The 17818-nt window shown below is 67.4% G+C and carries 13 protein-coding genes; 9 read left to right on the top strand and 4 right to left on the bottom strand.

The genetic code is table 11. The features are described from left to right. Positions 1–862, bottom strand: an 862-nt coding sequence (locus BST12_RS15585) for a PE family protein (RefSeq protein ID WP_139801704.1), incomplete at its 3' end; no start/stop codon positions are given. A gap of 403 nt (positions 863–1265) precedes the next feature. Here BST12_RS15585 and BST12_RS15580 point away from each other — a divergent pair. The 6 genes from BST12_RS15580 to BST12_RS15555 are packed head-to-tail and all read left to right on the top strand — an operon-like array spanning position 1266 to position 7860. Further along, entirely contained in the window at positions 1266–1946 is a 681-nt protein-coding gene (locus BST12_RS15580; protein ID WP_372510942.1) for a GntR family transcriptional regulator, read from the top strand. 9 nt (positions 1947–1955) lie between these two features. Next, a complete protein-coding gene (locus BST12_RS15575) occupies positions 1956–2183 on the top strand; it encodes a 4Fe-4S dicluster domain-containing protein (RefSeq protein WP_083114022.1) in 228 nt (75 codons plus the stop codon). Between the two features lies 1 nt (position 2184). Beyond that, positions 2185–3573, top strand: a complete 1389-nt coding sequence (locus BST12_RS15570) for an ABC transporter substrate-binding protein (protein ID WP_083114021.1) — start codon at positions 2185–2187, stop codon at positions 3571–3573. Next, complete coding sequence (locus tag BST12_RS15565; RefSeq protein ID WP_083114020.1) at positions 3570–4421, top strand: ABC transporter permease; 852 nt, start codon at positions 3570–3572, stop codon at positions 4419–4421. The genes BST12_RS15570 and BST12_RS15565 overlap by 4 nt, the downstream gene beginning before the upstream one ends. Then, complete coding sequence (locus tag BST12_RS15560; protein WP_083114019.1) at positions 4418–5158, top strand: ABC transporter ATP-binding protein; 741 nt, start codon at positions 4418–4420, stop codon at positions 5156–5158. Before BST12_RS15565 ends, BST12_RS15560 begins: the two co-directional genes overlap by 4 nt. Continuing rightward, the gene (locus BST12_RS15555; protein WP_083114018.1) at positions 5155–7860 is read left to right on the top strand and encodes a fumarate reductase/succinate dehydrogenase flavoprotein subunit; all 2706 of its coding nucleotides are present in this window, start codon (positions 5155–5157) and stop codon (positions 7858–7860) included. The genes BST12_RS15560 and BST12_RS15555 overlap by 4 nt, the downstream gene beginning before the upstream one ends. 1 nt (position 7861) lies before the next feature. Here the strand turns inward: BST12_RS15555 and BST12_RS15550 are convergent, their stop codons facing one another. From BST12_RS15550 to BST12_RS15540, 3 genes are all read right to left on the bottom strand, one after another. Beyond that, positions 7862–11032: an ATP-binding protein gene (locus BST12_RS15550; protein ID WP_083114017.1), complete on the bottom strand. Its 3171-nt coding sequence runs from the start codon at positions 11030–11032 to the stop codon at positions 7862–7864. Beyond that, positions 11029–12276 (bottom strand): FAD-dependent monooxygenase, encoded by a 1248-nt coding sequence (locus tag BST12_RS15545; protein WP_083114016.1) that lies wholly within the window; start codon positions 12274–12276, stop codon positions 11029–11031. Before BST12_RS15545 ends, BST12_RS15550 begins: the two co-directional genes overlap by 4 nt. A gap of 340 nt (positions 12277–12616) precedes the next feature. Beyond that, entirely contained in the window at positions 12617–13837 is a 1221-nt protein-coding gene (locus tag BST12_RS15540; protein WP_245850331.1) for a serine hydrolase domain-containing protein, read from the bottom strand. Between the two features lie 275 nt (positions 13838–14112). Here BST12_RS15540 and BST12_RS15535 point away from each other — a divergent pair, with 275 nt between their 5' ends. The 3 genes from BST12_RS15535 to BST12_RS15525 all read left to right on the top strand — a co-directional run bounded on the left by BST12_RS15535 (position 14113) and on the right by BST12_RS15525 (position 17766). Continuing rightward, on the top strand, positions 14113–14961 hold the full coding sequence (locus BST12_RS15535) for an LppX_LprAFG lipoprotein (protein WP_083114014.1): 849 nt from the start codon (positions 14113–14115) through the stop codon (positions 14959–14961). 154 nt (positions 14962–15115) lie between these two features. Next, positions 15116–16591 (top strand): fatty acid desaturase, encoded by a 1476-nt coding sequence (locus tag BST12_RS15530; RefSeq protein ID WP_139801703.1) that lies wholly within the window; start codon positions 15116–15118, stop codon positions 16589–16591. After that, positions 16588–17766 carry a type III polyketide synthase gene (locus tag BST12_RS15525; protein WP_083114013.1) on the top strand — a complete coding sequence of 393 codons (1179 nt, stop codon included), beginning with the start codon at positions 16588–16590 and terminating at the stop codon, positions 17764–17766. Before BST12_RS15530 ends, BST12_RS15525 begins: the two co-directional genes overlap by 4 nt. Positions 17767–17818 lie beyond the last annotated feature (52 nt).

The raw sequence follows: 17818 nt of genomic DNA, 5'->3' as shown, positions 1-17818 counted from the left end.
CGGCGGAGCCGCCGTGTCCTCCGGCCCCACCGCTGCCGCTGACCCCGCCGATGCCGCCGGCCCCGCCGGCTCCGCCGGTACCCACCAGCCCGACATTGCCGCCCGCACCGCCGGCGCCGCCGGCCCCGACGGTGCCACTCACCGCGCCGTCGCCGCCGGCTCCGCCGGCTCCGCCCATGCCCACCAGCCCGGCGCTGCCGCCGGCCCCGCCGGCTCCGCCCGCGCCGAGGATGCCGGCGCTGCCGTTGCCGCCGGCGCCGCCCACGCCGTAGAGCAGCCCGCCATCGCCGCCCCTCCCGCCGGATGCGCCCGTACCCAGGGCCACGGCAGCCCCGCCGTTGCCACCCCTGCCGCCGTTTCCGATCAGGCCGGCGTCCCCGCCGGCGCCGCCCGGCTGGCCAGTCCCACCGGACCCGCCGTTTCCGCCGTTGCCGAACAGCAGCCCGCCGGCCCCGCCGGCCAGGCCGCTCCCCGCCGGCGCGTCAGCGCCGTTACCGATCAGCGGGCGCCCAAACAGCGTTTCGGTGGGCGCGTTAACGGCATTCAGCAGTTGCTGTTGCGCCGACTGCAGCGGCGATACATTGGCGGCCTCGGCGGCCGCGTACCAGCCGCCGGCGGTGTTCAATGCCTGCACCAACCGCTCGTGAAACCCGGCCGCCTGGGTGCTGAGCGCCTGATACGCGTGGGCGTGATTGGAAAAGACGGCCGCGATCGCCGCCGAGACTTCATCAGCACCGGCGGCCAGCACGCTTGCGGTGGGAGCCGCCGCCGCAGCGTTGGCCACCGCAAGTGCCGAACCGATGCCGGCGAAGTCCGTTGCCGTCACCGTCAACGCCTCCGGCACTGCCACCACAAACGACATGGCTACCTCTGGGTTATCGCAGGGCTATCGCTGGGCTGTCGAGGCATGCTATCGCGATTCGTGGGCCCGTCCCGGTGTTTTGTCGGAGAGCCGGATCGCAGTTGCGCGCAATGTCATTGCGCTTGCCACCGGTCGACGACAACTGCGACCGGTGCCTCGAGCGTTTAGGTTCTGTTCACCACGATCGGAAAGCCGGCGCCTGCCCCCGGGTGGCGCAATAGTCCGGTATGCCGAAGTTTTGCCTGCTCGCGGCCCGATCCTGCCCGGCGCAATACGCTGACCGGCTCGACAACCCCGTTTCGGCCGCTCGGAAAGTGCGGGTGGAGCTGCTTAACGTGACGGCGTGGCCGAAGCCATACCGATCAGCGGACCACGGGCCGACCGGGCCCGCCGGGTAGCCGACGTGTTGCGCCAGCAGATTCATGCCGGCGCCTATCCCGACGGACTATCCGCCGAACACCAGTTGGCGGCCGAATTCTTCGTGTCCCGCAACACCATTCGCGAGGCGCTCACCGTCTTGAAGAACGAAGGACTGATCGACCGCGGTCCCAAGGTGGGCACCCATGTCGCGCAGCGCAAGTACGAGCACGGCCTGGACGCGCTGCTGGGGCTGAAAGAAACGTTCAAAAACCAGGGGGAGGTGCGCAACGAGGTGCGCGCCGCCATGCCGGTGGCCGCGCCGCCCGCGGTGGCCCGGCGGCTGCAGCTGGCGCCCGGCGAGCCGGCGGTGTTCGTCGAGCGGTTGCGCTATCTGGGCGACCTGCCGCTCAGCCTGGACCTGACCTATCTCACCCCCGACATCGGGACCCAGGTTCTGTGCCATCCGCTGGAATCCAACGACCTGTTCGCGCTCATCGAAGAGGTGACCGGACAACGGCTGGGTTCGGCGTCGCTTGCCGTGGAGGCCATCCCCGCCGACGCCCACTCGGCCGCCACGCTGCAGGTGCCAGAAGGCGCGGCCCTGCTGATGCTGGAACGGCTCACCTGCCTGGACGACGGGACACCGGTCGATCTGGAATACATCCGGATGCGCGGTGACCGGATCACCATGCGCGGCAACCTGATTAGGAGTCGAGCCGATTAGGAGCAATCCATGACGCTGGTCAACAACCGTGCCGATGTACCGGTGACCATCGACGAGTCGCTGTGTATCGACGGCTGCACGTTGTGCGTCGAGATCTGCCCGCTGGACTCGCTGGCCATCAACCCCGACACCGGCAAGGCGTTCATGCATGTCGACGAATGCTGGTACTGCGGACCATGTGCGGCCCGCTGCCCGACGGGCGCTGTGACCGTCAATATGCCCTATCTCATTCGGTGACATGAAAAGGCATGCCATGCGGCTGATTTCGATCGCGGCCGTCGTCATCACGGTCGTCTCCGGTTGCTCGCTGGAATCGCTGGCGCAATCCTCCGGTGTGGTCAACGTCGTCATCGGCTACCAGTCCAAGACCATCAACACCGTGACCGCGGGCACATTGCTGCGCGCCCAGGGCTACTTGGAGCGCCGGCTTGCCGACATCACCACGCGCACCGGCACCAAATATGCTGTGCGGTGGCAGGATTACGACACCGGCGCACCGATCACCGCGCAGATGCTGGCCGAAAAGATCGACATCGGCTCGATGGGGGATTACCCCATGCTGATCAACGGCTCCAAGACTCAGGCGAACCCGCTGGCCCGCACCGAAATGGTGTCCGTCACCGGCTACAACGCCAAGGGTGCGCTGAACATGGTTGTGGTGGCGCCGAATTCGTCGGCAACCGCGCTGACGGATCTGGCCGGGCAACGGGTGTCGGCCAGCGTCGGCTCGGCCGGTCACGGCACACTGGCCCGCGCCCTGGATCGCGCCGGCATCGCCGGCGTCGACGTGCTCAACCAGCAGCCGCAGATCGGCGCCTCAGCCCTGGAATCCGGCCAGGTGCAAGCTCTTTCGCAGTTCGTCGCCTGGCCCGGGCTGCTGGTCTACCAGAACAAGGCCAAACTTCTCTACGACGGGGCCGAGCTGAACCTGCCGACCCTGCATGGCGTGGTGGTGCGGCGCTCCTACGCCGCGGCCCATCCGGAGGTGCTCGCGGCATTCCTGCAGGCCCAGCTGGATGCCACCGACTTCCTCAACGCCAAGCCACTACAGGCCGCCCACATCGTCGCCGAAGCCAGCGGACTGCCGGCCGAAGTCGTCTACCTGTACAACGGTCCCGGCGGCACCTCGTTCGACACCACGCTGAAACCGGCGCTGGTGGACGCGCTGAAAAACGATGTGCCCTACCTGAAGTCGATCGGCGACTTCGCCGATCTCGATGTCAGCGGCTTCGTCCAGGATGAACCGTTGCGCGCGGTGTTCGGTGCCCGCGGGCTGGACTATGGCGGTTGGCGGGCGCGCACCACCAATCCGTCCGTGCTCGGCGGTGACCCGGCGCTGGCAAGTGAACTGTGGCTGGACGGATCCGGCGAAACGCAAACGGTGGCCGACCCGACCGCCCTGCTGCAGGCGATCAGGGACGCGACCGCCCGCGGCGCCAAGGTGCGCGCCGCCTATGTGCCCGACGCCGAACTCGGCACCCGGTGGTTCGCCGACAAGGCGGTCTGGGTGCGGGACCACAACGACTACCGTCCGTTCGGCACCGTGGCCGGGGCGCGCCGGTACACCGCGGCCCACCCGGGCAGTGTGAGCGTGAATTACCAACAGGCGCTGGGAGGTTCGCTATGACGGCCGACGTGATCGGTCGGGCCGGGGTCCGGCCCCTTCCCGTCGCCGAGACGCCCCGGCGATCCCGGTCGCCGTGGCAATCCCGGCTGGTCCGGCTGGCGTCGGTGGCCGCGGCCATCGGGCTGTGGCAGCTGCTCACCGTCGCAAAGGTCCGATTCTGGCTGCGCTTCGACACGTTGCCCACCGTCACCGAAATCGTCCATGCCTTGACCCGGCAGCTGTCCAAATTCGAGTACTGGCTCGACCTGGCGCAGTCCTTGCTGCGCATCCTGACCGGGTTCGGCCTGGCCGCGGTGGTCGGGGTCGCCACCGGGGTGCTGCTCGGCCGCTCCCGCTGGTTCGCCGACGTGTTCGGGCCGCTGACCGAGCTGGCCCGGCCCATTCCGGCCATCGCCGTGGTGCCGGTGGCGATCTTGCTGTTTCCGACCGACGAGGCCGGCATCGTGTTCATCACCTTCCTGGCCGCATATTTCCCGATCATGGTCAGCACCCGCCACGCGGTGCGGGCGCTACCGACGATCTGGGAGGACTCGGTGCGCACGCTGGGCGGCAGCCGCTGGAATGTGCTGTCTCAGGTGGTGTTGCCGGGCATCCTGCCCGGCGTGTTCGGCGGGCTGTCGGTCGGTATGGGTGTGGCGTGGATCTGTGTGATCTCCGCGGAGATGATCTCCGGCCGGCTGGGGGTCGGCTACCGCACCTGGCAGGCCTACACCGTGCTGGCCTACCCGCAGGTGTTCGTCGGCATCATCACCATCGGGGTGCTGGGGTTCGCGACATCGGCCTCGGTCGAATTGGCGGGCCGCCGGGTGACGGGCTGGCTGCCGCGAGGGGAAGAGAGGACGAAATGACGGTTGGGATGAACCTCGAGCTGGACGGCGTGCGGCTGTCCTACACCGGCGTCGCGGTGATCGACGGGCTGAGCCTGACGGCGCGGCCGGGGGAGATCCTGGTGCTCACCGGGCCGTCGGGCTGCGGCAAGTCGACGGTGCTGCGGGCGCTGGCCGGCCTGCTGGCACCGGACGGCGGCCGGGTGCTGGCCGACGGCGCACCGGTCACGGCGACGTCGGGTGATCGCGCAATGGTGTTCCAGGACAACGCTTTACTGCCGTGGCGCACGGTGCGATCCAACATCGAACTGGCGCTGCGGCTGCGCGGTGAGCCCCGCGCCACGCGGCGCCGGCAAGCCGAGCGCTGGATCGCCGAAGTGGGGCTGACCGGTTTCGCCGACTATCTGCCCAAGAGCCTGTCCGGCGGGATGCGCCAGCGGGTCCAGCTGGCGCGCGGGCTGGCCGGCGCGCCGCGTGCGGTGTTGATGGACGAGCCGTTCGGCGCGCTGGACACCCAAACCCGCGCCGCCATGCAGCGACTGCTCGTCGACACCTGGTGCGCGCATCCGACCACGATCGTGTTCGTCACCCACGACGTCGACGAGGCGCTGGCACTGGGAGACCGGATAGCCGTGCTGGGCCGGGCCGGTGAGCCGTTGCGTGCCTTGATCGACGTGCCGGACCCGCGCAGTGTGACGAACCGCCCCGAGTTGCGCACCGAAGTTATTGCGGCACTGGATCATTCGGTGGCAGCATGACGCAGATACCCGATCCGGAAACGCCCACCCGTTTGGACTGCGACGTGCTGGTCATCGGCGGGGGCACCGCGGGCACCATGGCCGCCCTCACCGCCGCCGAGCGCGGCGCCCAGGTGCTGCTGTTGGAGAAGGCCCACGTGCGGCACTCCGGTGCGCTGGCCATGGGCATGGACGGGGTGAACAATGCCGTCATCCCCGGCAAGGCCGAACCCGAAGACTACGTCGCCGAAATCACCCGGGCCAACGACGGAATCGTCAACCAGCGCACCATCTATCAGACCGCCACCCGCGGGTTCGCCATGGTGCAACAGCTAGAGCGCTACGGGGTGAAATTCGAGAAGGACGAGCACGGCGAATACGCGGTGCGACGGGTGCACCGGTCCGGCTCGTACGTGTTGCCGATGCCCGAAGGCAAGGACGTCAAGAAGGCGCTGTACCGGGTGCTGCGGCAGAAGTCGATGCGGGAGAGAATCCGCATCGAGAACCGGCTGATGCCGGTCAGAGTGCTCACGTCGGTCAACGGGGGAGGGCGGGCGGTGGGTGCGGCCGCATTGCACACCCGCACCGGCGAATTCGTCGCCGTCGGCGCCAAGGCGGTGATTCTGGCGACCGGGGCGTGCGGCCGGCTCGGGTTGCCCTCGTCGGGTTATCTGTACGGCACCTACGAGAACCCGACCAACGCCGGCGACGGCTACGCGATGGCCTACCACGCCGGCGCGGAGTTGTCCGGCATCGAATGCTTCCAGGTCAACCCGCTGATCAAGGACTACAACGGCCCGGCGTGCGCCTATGTGGCCAATCCGTTCGGCGGTTATCAGGTCAATGCGCACGGCGAACGGTTCGTCGACTCCGACTACTGGTCGGGCCAGATGATGGCCGAGGTGAAAAGCGAGATCGACTCCGCCCGCGGCCCCATCTACCTCAAGGTGTCGCACCTGTCCGACGAGACGCTGACCGCGCTGGAGAACATCCTGCACACCACCGAGCGGCCCACCCGCGGAACCTTCCACGCCAACCGCGGGCACGACTATCGCACCCACGACGTGGAGATGCACATCTCCGAAATCGGTTTGTGCAGCGGCCATTCCGCCTCCGGTGTCTGGGTCGACGAGCACGCCCGCACCACCGTGCCGGGACTGTACGCGGCGGGGGATATGGCCTGCGTCCCGCACAACTACATGATCGGGGCCTTCGTCTTCGGCGACCTGGCCGGCGCGCACGCCGCCACCACGCTCACGGAAACCGCTGCGCCGCAAGAACTTCCGGAAGACCAGCTGCGGGCGGCGCACGAGCTGATCTACCGGCCGCTGCGCCATCCCGACGGCCCGCCGCAATCGCAGGTGGAGTACAAGCTGCGGCGCTTCGTCAACGACTACGTGGCGCCACCGAAGACGGCGGCCAAACTGTCGATCGCGGTGCGCACCTTCGACCGGATGCACACCGAGATCGCCGGCATCGGCGCCCGCACCCCACACGAGCTGATGCGTGCCGTGGAGGTGTCGTTCATCCGGGACTGCGCCGAGATGGCCGCCCGCTCCTCGCTCACCCGCACCGAATCGCGCTGGGGTCTCTACCACGACCGTGCCGACCTGCCCGGCCGCGACGACAGCCAATGGGGCTATCACCTCAACCTGCGCAAGGGCCGCGATGGCGAGATGGTGTTCCTGAAGCGCCCAGTGGCCCCGTATTTCGTGTCGGTGCCGGAACTCGACGGACTGCCGCCGCTGGATCAGGGCGTGCAGCAGGTGGAACAGCCGCCGCTGGTCGGCGGCCAGGCCCCGGCCACCACCCGGTCCCGCATCGTCGCGGCCACACCCACCGAGCCCCCGTCGCCGCGCATCGCCGAAGTGCTTGCCCTCGAGGAACAGGCCGTCGCCGATCTAAGGCCGTATCTGGCCGACGCCGATCCCGGGGTGCGGCGAACGGCGGTGGCCACGCTCACCGAGCACACACCCCACGGGTATGCGGCGGCCCTGCTGGATGCCCTTGCCGACGCCGACGCCGCGGTGCGCCGCACCGCGGCCGAAGGCGTCCGCGAACTGGTGGAGGTGTTGCCCAACCCGGCCGGTGGCCGGGCTTATCTGGACTCGCACGACATGGTGGTGCGGGCGGCGGCCGTCTACCTGCTGGCCGCGCGCCGGGCCGGTGACGGCGCGGAATTCCGCCGCGCGCTTGCGGATTCCCACCACCGGGTGCGGATCGAGGCGGTGCGCGCGCTGGTATCGGTCGACGACGTGACCGGGGTGGTGGCCGCCACCGCAGACGAGAACCGGGAGGTTCGCATCACGGCGGCCGCCGGCCTGGCGACGTTGGGCCCCAGCGACGAAAGCGGCCGGGCCGTGAGCGCTCTACTCGGCGACACCGATCCGCTGGTGCGCGCGGCGGCACTTGCTGCACTGGGCGAATTAGGCTGCAGCGCAGACGATTTCGCTGCCGTCGACCAGGCCCTGCGGGCGCCGGCCTGGCAGGTGCGGGTGGGTGCCGCGCGGGCGCTGTCCGGAGCTGCCGCCGCGTTCGCGGTGCCCCGGCTGACCCAGGCCCTTGCCGACGCGCATCTCGATGTGCGCAAGGCGGCTGTGCTCAGCCTGACCCGATGGGCCGGTGAATCCGACGCTGGCGATGCACTGAGCATCGCCCTCAAGGACAGCGACGCCGACGTGCGCGCCTACGCGCGCCGCGCACTGGACCACGCGGCGGGCTAATTCACGGCATCGATCGCGCCCACGCGATGTGTCCCTCGAAGCCCAGCGATGTCGCCAGCTCGCGGTAGCGATCGCGCAGACCTTCGTAGGCGGTGTCACCCTGGGCCCGCGCCTGCAGCACGCGCAGCCGCAAGACCACGATGTCGCGCACACCCAGACCGTTGTCGGTGGGTACTGCCGCCAGCCGGTCGATCATGGTGTGGGCTTCGGCCACGTCGCCCTCGCCGCCGCGTTCGAGCAGCGTGTCCACCAGCACGCCGATTGCCGGCACCGCCCAGGCGAGTAGTTGTCCGTCCGGGATCAGCTTCTCGACCGCGGCGCGCATCGACGGTATGGCCCGGTCGTGATCTCCGCCGCGAGCCAGCTCCCGCGCCAGGTAGACGTTTACCAGCGGTAGTTCACCCAAGTTGTGGCCGTGCCGCTGGAACGTTTCGGCGACCTCGGTCAAAACCGCTTGTCCGCGTTGGCGTTCCGACTCACTCGGCCGCTCGGCCAATGCGACACCCAGCGTCATCCGCGCGAACGCCAACGCGAGGTCGTCGCTGGATCGTTCGGCAATCTGCAGGGCATCCTCGATCTCGCGCAAGGCGTCGTCGTCGGCCCTCAGCGCTCCCACCGGTATGCCCATGAAATAGACATAGCTGACCACGGTGGCGTAGGACATGTGGTCGGCGCGGCGGGCCATGCTCAGGGCCTGCTGTAAGTCGTCGCGCCAGTCGGACTGACCCAGCCAATACCGGGCGATTGCGCGCGTGGTGAGGGCAAGCGCCAACGGCGAGCCGAAGATGACTTTGCCTTTAGCCGGATTGCCGTCGGCCAGCTCGATGACACGCTGCGACCACCGCAGCGTCTCACCCCATTCGTTGTTCATTGCTTTGGCGTAGATGCCGGCAAACGACAGCCCGACCGTCAGGTTCGGATCGCCGATCGACTCGATGAGCGCCATGGCTTCGGACCCCAGCCGGGCGGCCTCGCGCGTTCGGGCCTGATACGCGTGATGCATCACCAGCCCTGCCATGCCGATGGCAAGCGACGGTTTGTCCGCGGCGGCGGTGCACAATTTGCGCAATTCGTCGAGCCGGGCGCCCGCGACGTCGGCCCGCGCCACAAAGGCCAGCCCGCACTGCATCGTTCGCGGGGCAATGCGGATGGCTGCCAGGTTCGGGTGTTCGATGGGCAAGGCGTCGGCGATCCGGATGGCGCGCTCCCAGCTCAATCGCGCCGCGTTGATGTCGCGCCGGGCCGCCCACGCCCCGGCGCGCATGTGCCAGCCGTAGGCGACCTCCAGATCACCGGCGACCTCCAGATGCTCGGCGATCAGCGCGGCGTTCTGATCGGCCAATTGCGGCTCGCGTGCTTCAATCGCCGAAGCCAGCCGCCGATGCATGGTGGCCCGATCGGATTTCAGTTGTGATTCGTAGGCCACCGCGTGAATCAGGTTGTGCCGGAACGCATATTCGGCGCGGGGAGTGAACCGCACCTGGTCGACGAGCTCCGCGGCAATCAGTTCCTCGACCGCTGCGTCGATGCCCAGGCTGCTCAGTAGATCGGCGCTGAAACGCGGCCCGATGACCGCCGCTGCGCTAAGCGTGTGCTTGGCCGCCGGACCCAGCCGGTCGATGCGTGCGGCGATGGTCGCCTGAACGGTGGCCGGCACACGTATTTCGTCGACGTCGGTGTTGCAGGTGTAGCTGCCACGCTGGCCCTCCAGCACGCCGCGTTCGGCGAACTCGCGGATGATCTCCTCGGCGAAAAACGGGTTGCCGGCCGCACGCTCGGTGATGACCGCGCCGATCTGGTCCACCGACGGATCCGTCCCCAACAGCTCGGTGACCAGCGTCGAGGTGTCCGAATCACTAAGTGCCGTCAAGGCAATCGTCTGCGCGTCGGCGACCCGCCCCAGCGCTCCCTGATAGTCCGGACGATAGGTCACCAGCACCATCGAGCGGGTCTGCGGGATCACCGCGAACAAGTCGACGAGCAGCGATTCGCTCACCTCGTCGATCCAATGCGCATCCTCGACCACAAAGACCGCGGGTTCGCGGCGGGCCAGCTGGGCCGCGTTGATCAGCGCCGTCAACCGCCGCCGCCGCGCGTCGGGGTCGATCTTGGGCAGCTGCACTCCGGGTTCGGCTATGCCGAGCAATTCGTCGAGCAGCAGCACATCCTGCGGGTCGGCATCCGGGACCTGGGCGCGCAGCTGCGCGCGTGCCGCCTCGTCGTCGAGACCCCGCAAATGGCCGAAGGCGCGCAACAGGCGCGCCAGGACCCGGAACGAGACGTCGCTCGCGTGCGATTCGCAGAACGTGGTGAACACCTCGACGCCGCGACTTTTGGCCAGCTGCATGCCTTCTCGGACGAGCCGGGTCTTGCCGACGCCGGCCGGCCCCGCCACCGAAACCACAGACCCGCGTCCACCGATCGAGCGATCCAGCATCGCGGTCAACGCCGACACTTCCCACTCGCGGCCCACCAACCTCGAGTGCGAGCCGGCGGCCCCCTCGAGCCGGCCGGGCACGCTCAGCAGCTGGCGCGCCGGCACTCCCTCGTCGTTGCCCTTGATGCGCACCAGCTGCGGTTCGCCCAGCACCGCGGCGCCCTCGACCAGCCGCGCCGTGGACTCACTGAGCATCACGGCCCCGGGCGGCGCGACCGATTCCATTCGCTGAGCCATCCCGACCTGCACACCAATTGCGGTGTAGCGCAACCCAGCTGAACCGATCTTGCCGGCGACCACCTGGCCGGAATTGAGACCCACCCGCAACCGCAGATCGACGCCGTCCCGGCGAGCGATGTCGACGGCAAGGTCCTTGGCCTGATCCTGAACACCGAGCGCCGTCAGGCACGCCCGCAGCGCGTGATCCTCCAAAGCGGCCGGGGCGCCGAACACGGCCATGATGCCGTCGCCGGTGAACTGGTCGAGGGTGCCGCCGTAGCGCTGCACCACTGCCGCCGAGCGCGTGACGAGTTCGGCCATGATCTCGCGCCATCGCTCGGGACCCACCGCCGTCGCCATGTCCATCGAGCGCACCACGTCCGCGAACAGCACGGTGACCTGTTTGTACTCGGCCGGTGTGTCGTTCTGGGTAATTGGTGAGCCACATCCGTGGCAAAACCGGGCATTCTCGACTGGTTCGATCCCGCAGGTGCGACATACGAGTACGGCCGTCATCCACCCCTCCGCCGATCCGGTCCCAATGTCTGCGCCGTTCCCAGAATAGGGGCTGCGGCGGGGTAGTCGGGCAGTTCGACGGCGTCGGCCGTGGTGAACCATTTACGCTCGGCCCACAACCGAAATGGCCAGCGCTGCATGTACTTCATCACCAGCGCCGTGATCCGGATGTCCGTCGCGGATTTCGGGACATACCCGTCGATGCCGTTGGGCAGCCGCTGGCATCTATCGACGTACGGCTGCATCACCTGCTGATAGCGCTGCAGCGCGATCGGGAGCGGCGCGCTTGACAGCTCGCCGGCCAATACATACGCCCCGACCAGCGCCAGGCTGGTGCCCATGCCGCTCAGCGGCGACGCGCAATAGCCGGCATCCCCGACCAGCGTGACCCGCCCAGACGACCAGCGGTCCATATGAACCTGGGCGAACATGTCGAAGTAGAAGTCGTCGGCCTGGCGCGCGGCGGCCACCAGGGCGTCGCAGTGCCAGCCGGCACCGGCGAAGCGGGCGGCCAGCAGGTCACGCTGGGCGTCGAGGTCGCCGCGGTCGTACTGCAGTGGTTCGGACCGAAACGCGAGGCCCGCCTTGCCGATCGCCGGATCGTGCGACGGGCGCAGCGACGCGTTCAGGCCGCCCGCGGCCTGGTACATCAGGAACCAGCCGTCGAGGCCGACGGTGTCGGGAGCGGTGAACCAGGCGTGGTAGCCGCCCAGCGGGCGGAGGAACTCCTCCTCGGGCCCAAAGACCAGCCGGCGCACCGCCGAATGCGGTCCGTCGGCCCCGACCACCAGATCGGCGCGCACCGTCGTGCCGTCCGACAGCGTCGCCAGCACGCCGTCATCCGACTGCGCCAACTCGGTGATGCGGGTGCTGAACCGGTAGTCCACCTCGTCGGCGGTGGCCTGATACAGCACGTCGGCCAGGTCGCCGCGCAAGATCTCGAGCTGGCTGACCACGCCGTTGCCGTGGAAGGCGGTAACCGGCATCTCGGCCGTCCGGCGTCCGTCTTCCCGCACCCAGGCGACACCGCGCTGATCCACGCTGCGCTCGCGCATCCGGTCCAGCAGCCCCATCCGCTCGACGACCACCCGCCCCGCGCCACGCAGGTCCACGGTTTGGCCGCCGGGCCGGATGCCGTCGGCCAGCTCGACCACCACCGCCTGATGTCCGCTGCGGGTGAGCCAGAACGCCAGGGCCGGCCCGGCGATGCCTGCGCCGCTGATCAGAACGGTGGGGGCGGACATGCGGCACAGCCTAATGTCCCTCGATCGGTGGACATCGGGTCCACCCGCCGGAGGGACCCAAATGCGCCCATCCGTGGGATACCAGCCGGCGCACGACACCGGCACCATGAAACTCGACAAAAATAATCAATCAATTGATTCGGAAGGGTGATGTAGATGGAACAACCGGGTCCGTCTCGGCAGAGGGAGACGGCCCATTGCGAGATCTCGTTCATCCTCGGCGACCTCGCCGGGTAAGAACCTGACTGAATTTGCCTATGTAGTCAGTGCTAAGTGCTGTCGGCGGGATTCCCCAACCGGTGGGGAGCCCGCCGACACTCGTCTGCGCACCTAGGCGTGGTCACAGCAACCCGAGCGCGCGATAGGTGTTGCGGACGAACCGCGGCTGTGCGGTCCGCAGTTTCGCCAGCGCCGGGTTGCCGGCGACCGCCTCGGCCGCATTCACTGACAGGTCCGGACAGAACTGAATCAGATACAGCAGGATCAGGTCGGCGGACGGATCGGCCTGCCACCACGTCCCATACGCCCCCGGCCAGCTGAACGTCCCGACACCGCCGGGGCCGAACAGCGGGGCCGATTTCGTCGGGTCGGTGACCACCGACAGGTTCAGGCCGAACCCGCGGCCAACCCAGAACGGCGATCCAAGAAAGTCGTGCCGCTTGTGTTCGTCGGTCAGCCGGTCGGTGCGCATCAACCGAACCGACTCCGGCGACAAGACCTGAACACCGTCGACTGACCCGTCGCCGAGCAGCATGCGCACGAATCGCAGATAGTCGTCGGCCGTCGACCACAGGCCGCCGCCGGCATTGCAGAATGCCGGCGGCTTGACGTGCGGTGGCCCCATCACGTCGTGGCGCAACCGGTCCTGCTCGTCGTGCCGGTACATGGTCGCGGCACGGGCGCGCGCCTCGGGCCGCACAAAGAATGCGGTGTCGACCATCCCCGCCGGACCCAGCACCCGCTCGTCGAGAACCTGGTGGAACGGTTTGCCTTCGACGCGGGACAGGATGATCCCCAGCACGTCGATGGCGTGACTGTAGGTCACCCGATCGCCGGGCTGGTGCACCAGCGGCAGGGCGGCAAGCTCGGCGAGCCACACGTCTGAGCCGTCGTCGAACGGCAGCCGCATGTATGCCTGCGAGATGGGCCCGGACACCGAAAAGCCGTAGGCCAGTCCGCTGGTGTGGGTGAGCAAATCCTCGAGCAGGATCGCGCGCCGCAACGGGTGGGTGCGGTCCAGCGGGCCGTGCGGGTCGTTGAGCACCGGCGCCTCGGCCAGCTCGGGGACCCAGCGTGCGATCGGATCATGCAGCGCCAGCTTGCCCTCGTCGACCAGGCTCATCGCGGCCGCGACCGTGACCGGCTTGGTCATCGAGGCGATCCGGAAGATGGTGTCGCGTGTCATCGGCATACCCGCCTCGACATCGCGGTACCCGATCTCGTTGATCTGCAGGATTTCTCCGCGCTGCCAGACCACCGTCAGGGCGCCCGCGAGCAGGCCGGCGTCGCACACCTCGCGAATTGATGTCTGGTTGCCCTGCAGACTAACCCTGCGATTCACCCGGTTCAGGTTAGCTGGCTGCAAGAAACGCTTTCTCGGGCACCGGCCGCGTGCTACTGTCTCGCTCTCCGGCGAATGTGATCTGGGGAACATGCTGTGGCAGCAACGGCATGCAGTTAGCGGTGTTCGTTGCTGGTGAACCAGGGTGCGGGTGTGTAGTCACCGAGACTCGCGACCATGGATGGGCGGTGGCTACCCGGTTCCGTCCATGCCGACGATGCGGGCGGCGCCCGGCTGCCTCTACCTCCGGTTGGATAACTCAGCAAAGGCTGGCCATGAATGGCTTGATCTCACAAGCGCAAACCTCCCACGGACGCATTTCACACCGAACTCAGACCAGGGGAGCCGTCGCGATCGTGTTTGCGGCGGCACTTATCGCAACGGTCATTTCAGGTTGCGGACAGAAGTCGACAACTGGAACTTCCGGGACTTCGCAGCCGGGGAGCTCGGGTACCTCGGCGGCGAGCTCGACATCGGCGACCTCGGGTGCGCCGTCGGGGCAGGCCGCACAGACCCTGCAGGACAGCTCGAAGGCGACCAAGGGTCTGCATTCCATTCACGTCAATCTGCAGACCACCAACATCACCACGCTCCCGATGGAGAGTGTCAACGCCGACGTCACCAACCAGCCCGAGGGCAATGGCCAGGCCGTCGGCGATGCCATGATCAGGTTGCAGCCACAGACCCCGGCGGTCTCCAAGCAGTTCCTGGTCACCAACAAGACCATGTACACCAAGAACGAGTCCGGCGCTTACACCTCGGTGGGGCCCGCGGTGAAGATCTACGACCCGGGTGTGGTCCTGGATCGGGACAAGGGCTTGGGGGCCGTCATCGGCAAAGTCCAGAATCCGCAAGCTGCCGGCAACGAAACGATCGACGGCGTGGCGACGGTGAAAGTGACCGGGACCATAGACGCCGCAGTGGTCGATCCCCTGGTGCCGCAGATCGGCAAGGGCGGGGGAACGCTCCCGATCACCTTGTACGTCGCTGACGTGAAGGCCGGGGGCTCCACGCCCACCCAGCCCTATCTGGTGCGGATGGTCCTCGACAAGGACCAGGGCCACGTCACGATCACCCTGTCGAATTGGGGTGCGCCGGTGACGATCCCGAACCCGACGCCCTAGTAGGTATCGCAACGCGCAAGCGTGCGAAGCGGATTGAGAACCGGCCCGCAAGGCCGCTGGTCTGCGGGCCGGTTCTCGCCGAAAATCCTTTGAGAATTCTCCAAGGCCGTGGCCCCAACATCGGTGCAGCCGATCAGACCTGGAGGAAACACGAATGCCTAACGACCTCCCTGAAGTTCAGGAGCGTGGCCTACCCTTGGCAGGCCCGCGCCCTGGACCGCCCCCGGGCAGGCCGCCCGTGCTGTCGGACGTGTGGGTCTACAAAGGGCGTGCCTACGACCTAAGTGATTGGATCGCAAAGCATCCCGGCGGCGCCTTCTTCATCGGGCGAACCAAGAACCGTGACATCACCGCAATCATCCAGTCGTATCACAAGGACCCCGCCAAGGTTGAGCGGATTCTGCAGCAGCGGTATGCGCTGGGCCGCGACGCGACTCCCCGCGACATTCATCCGAAACACAATGCGCCGCCGTTCCTTTTCAAAGACGGCTTCAACAGTTGGCGGGACACCCCGCAGTACGCCTTCGACGACAACAACGACCTGATGCACCGGGTCAAGGCGCGGCTGGCAGAACCCGCATTGGCCGCGCGAATCAAGCGGATGGACCGGCTGTTCAACATCGTGGTCGTGCTGCTTGCCCTCGCTTATTTCGCGGTTCAGGGCGTGCGGTTGGCCGAACCGCGCTGGATGCCGTTGTGGGCCTTCGTGATTGCGATGGTGCTGTTGCGCAGCTCGCTGGTCGGGTACGGCCATTACGCATTGCATCGCGCGCAGCGTGGCCTCAACCGGGCGTTCGCCAACGCCTTCGACCTGAACTACATCGCGCTGGCCCTGGTGGTCGCCGATGGACACACCCTGCTGCACCACCCGTATACCCAAAGCGACGTGGACATCAAGAAGAACGTGTTCACGATGATGATGCGGCTGCCGCGGCTGTATCGGATTCCCGTCCATACCCTGCACAAGTTCGGCCATCTGTTGACCGGCATGACGATCCGCCTCGCCGACGTGTGGAACATGACGCGCAAGGTGGGCGTCGAACAGGGCTACGGAAGTTGGCGCAACGCGTTGCCGCATTTCCTCGGGTCTTCCGGGGTGCGCCTGCTGCTGCTCGGTGAAATGGTCGCCTTCGCGCTTGCCGGCGACTTCTGGGCCTGGGCACTGCAATTCGTCGTGACACTGTGGGTCAGCACGTTCCTGGTGGTGGCCAGCCACGAGTTCGAGGACGACGACGATTTGGCGCTTACCCAAGACTGGGCGGTAGACCAGGTCGAGCACGCCAACGACCTGACCGTCGTCGGGAACCGCTACGTCGACTGCTTCTTGTCCGCGGGCCTGAGTTCGCACCGGGTCCATCACGTGCTGCCGTTCCAGCGCAGCGGTTTCGCCAACATCGTCACCGAGGACGTGTTGCGCGAAGAAGCGGCGAAGTTCGGTGTCGAATGGCTTCCGGCGAAGAGTTTCCTCACCGACCGGCTGCCCAAGCTGTGCCGGACCTACCTGTTGGCGCCCTCCCGCCAGGCCGAAGAGCTGAAGTGGGGCTTCATCCGCGAGCATTTGTCGCCCGCGGCCGTCAAAGCCAGCGCCGGCTACGTGGTTTCCGGTTTTGCCGGAATCGGGTCGGTATGAGCACCACAGCCGAAGGCGGCGTCCCGCGAGTCGACCCTCTCCTCGACCTGGCCCAGCTGCCGCCCGCACCGCCGACCACGATCGCGGTGATCGAAAGCATCGCGACCGGTACGCCGCCCCAGGCGGTCAAGCAGTCCGACGCCGCCGTCCGGGTAGCCGGGTGTTTCACCAATCCCGAACAGCACGAACGAATTTCCCGGATTTATCAGAAGACGATGATCGACACCCGCCGGATGGCGGTCGACCCGCTCGACGCCGGCTTCGACGCATTCCGTCGGCAACCGGCCACCATCCGGGAGCGGATGGAGCTGTTCTATCGCCATGCGGTTCCGCTGGCGGTCGAGGTGAGCGGTCGTGCCCTGGCCGGGGTTGAGCACCGGGTCGACGAGATCGGGATGCTGGTGTTCGTCACCAGCACCGGATTCATCGCTCCGGGCGTGGATGCCGCGATCGTCAAGCAGCTGGGGCTGTCCCGGTCGATATCGCGGGTCGTGGTCAACTTCATGGGATGCGCGGCCGCCATGAACGCCATCCGAACGGCCACCAACTACGTGCGTTCCCACCCGGCCATGAAGGCTCTGGTGGTGTGCCTCGAATTATGTTCGGTGAACGCCGTTTTCGCCGACGACATCAACGACGTGGTGATCCACAGTCTGTTCGGCGACGGCTGCGCGGCGGTGGTGATCGGCGCCAGCCAGGTCCACGAGAAACTCGAACCCGGCAAGGTGGTGATCCGCAGCAGTTTCAGCCAGCTGCTCGACGACGCCGAAGACGGCATCGTGCTGGGCGTCAACCACAACGGCATCACCTGCGAGCTCTCCGAGAATCTGCCGAACTACATTTATGCCGGTGTCGAACCGGTGATCGCAGAGATGTTGCGGGACAACGGTTTAGCCACATCCGACATCGATCTGTGGGCGATCCATCCGGGCGGACCCAAGATCATCGAGGAATCGGCGCGCTCGCTGGCCATTCCCGCGCAACTGGCCGCACCCAGCTGGGAGGTACTGGCCCGGTTCGGCAACATGCTGAGTGTGTCGCTGGTGTTTGTACTGGAATTGATGGTGCAGCAGGCGGATTCGGCTCTCACCAAGCCCATCCGCACGGGCGTGGCGTTCGCGTTCGCGCCGGGCGTCACTATCGAGGGCATGCTGTTCGACATCATCTGCCGCTGAACAGGAGTCATCGTGTCTTCGCTTACCGACAAAGGCCGGGTTCTGTACCGCT

This window comes from Mycobacterium angelicum (assembly GCF_002086155.1).
GTDB classification, from domain to species: domain Bacteria; phylum Actinomycetota; class Actinomycetes; order Mycobacteriales; family Mycobacteriaceae; genus Mycobacterium; species Mycobacterium angelicum.
The sequence above is the reverse complement of the archived record's forward strand: the minus strand, read 5'-3'. Positions and strand labels throughout refer to the sequence as shown.

What these genes read in the sequence shown, in the direction of transcription:
- BST12_RS15575 (WP_083114022.1), top strand. Translation starts at nt 1,956, where the DNA reads ATGACGCTGGTCAACAACCGTGCCGATGTACCGGTGACCATCGACGAG.
- BST12_RS15570 (WP_083114021.1), top strand. Translation starts at nt 2,185, where the DNA reads ATGAAAAGGCATGCCATGCGGCTGATTTCGATCGCGGCCGTCGTCATC.
- BST12_RS15565 (WP_083114020.1), top strand. Translation starts at nt 3,570, where the DNA reads ATGACGGCCGACGTGATCGGTCGGGCCGGGGTCCGGCCCCTTCCCGTC.
- BST12_RS15560 (WP_083114019.1), top strand. Translation starts at nt 4,418, where the DNA reads ATGACGGTTGGGATGAACCTCGAGCTGGACGGCGTGCGGCTGTCCTAC.
- BST12_RS15555 (WP_083114018.1), top strand. Translation starts at nt 5,155, where the DNA reads ATGACGCAGATACCCGATCCGGAAACGCCCACCCGTTTGGACTGCGAC.
- BST12_RS15550 (WP_083114017.1), bottom strand. Translation starts at nt 11,032, where the DNA reads ATGACGGCCGTACTCGTATGTCGCACCTGCGGGATCGAACCAGTCGAG.
- BST12_RS15545 (WP_083114016.1), bottom strand. Translation starts at nt 12,276, where the DNA reads ATGTCCGCCCCCACCGTTCTGATCAGCGGCGCAGGCATCGCCGGGCCG.
- BST12_RS15535 (WP_083114014.1), top strand. Translation starts at nt 14,113, where the DNA reads ATGAATGGCTTGATCTCACAAGCGCAAACCTCCCACGGACGCATTTCA.
- BST12_RS15530 (WP_139801703.1), top strand. Translation starts at nt 15,116, where the DNA reads ATGCCTAACGACCTCCCTGAAGTTCAGGAGCGTGGCCTACCCTTGGCA.
- BST12_RS15525 (WP_083114013.1), top strand. Translation starts at nt 16,588, where the DNA reads ATGAGCACCACAGCCGAAGGCGGCGTCCCGCGAGTCGACCCTCTCCTC.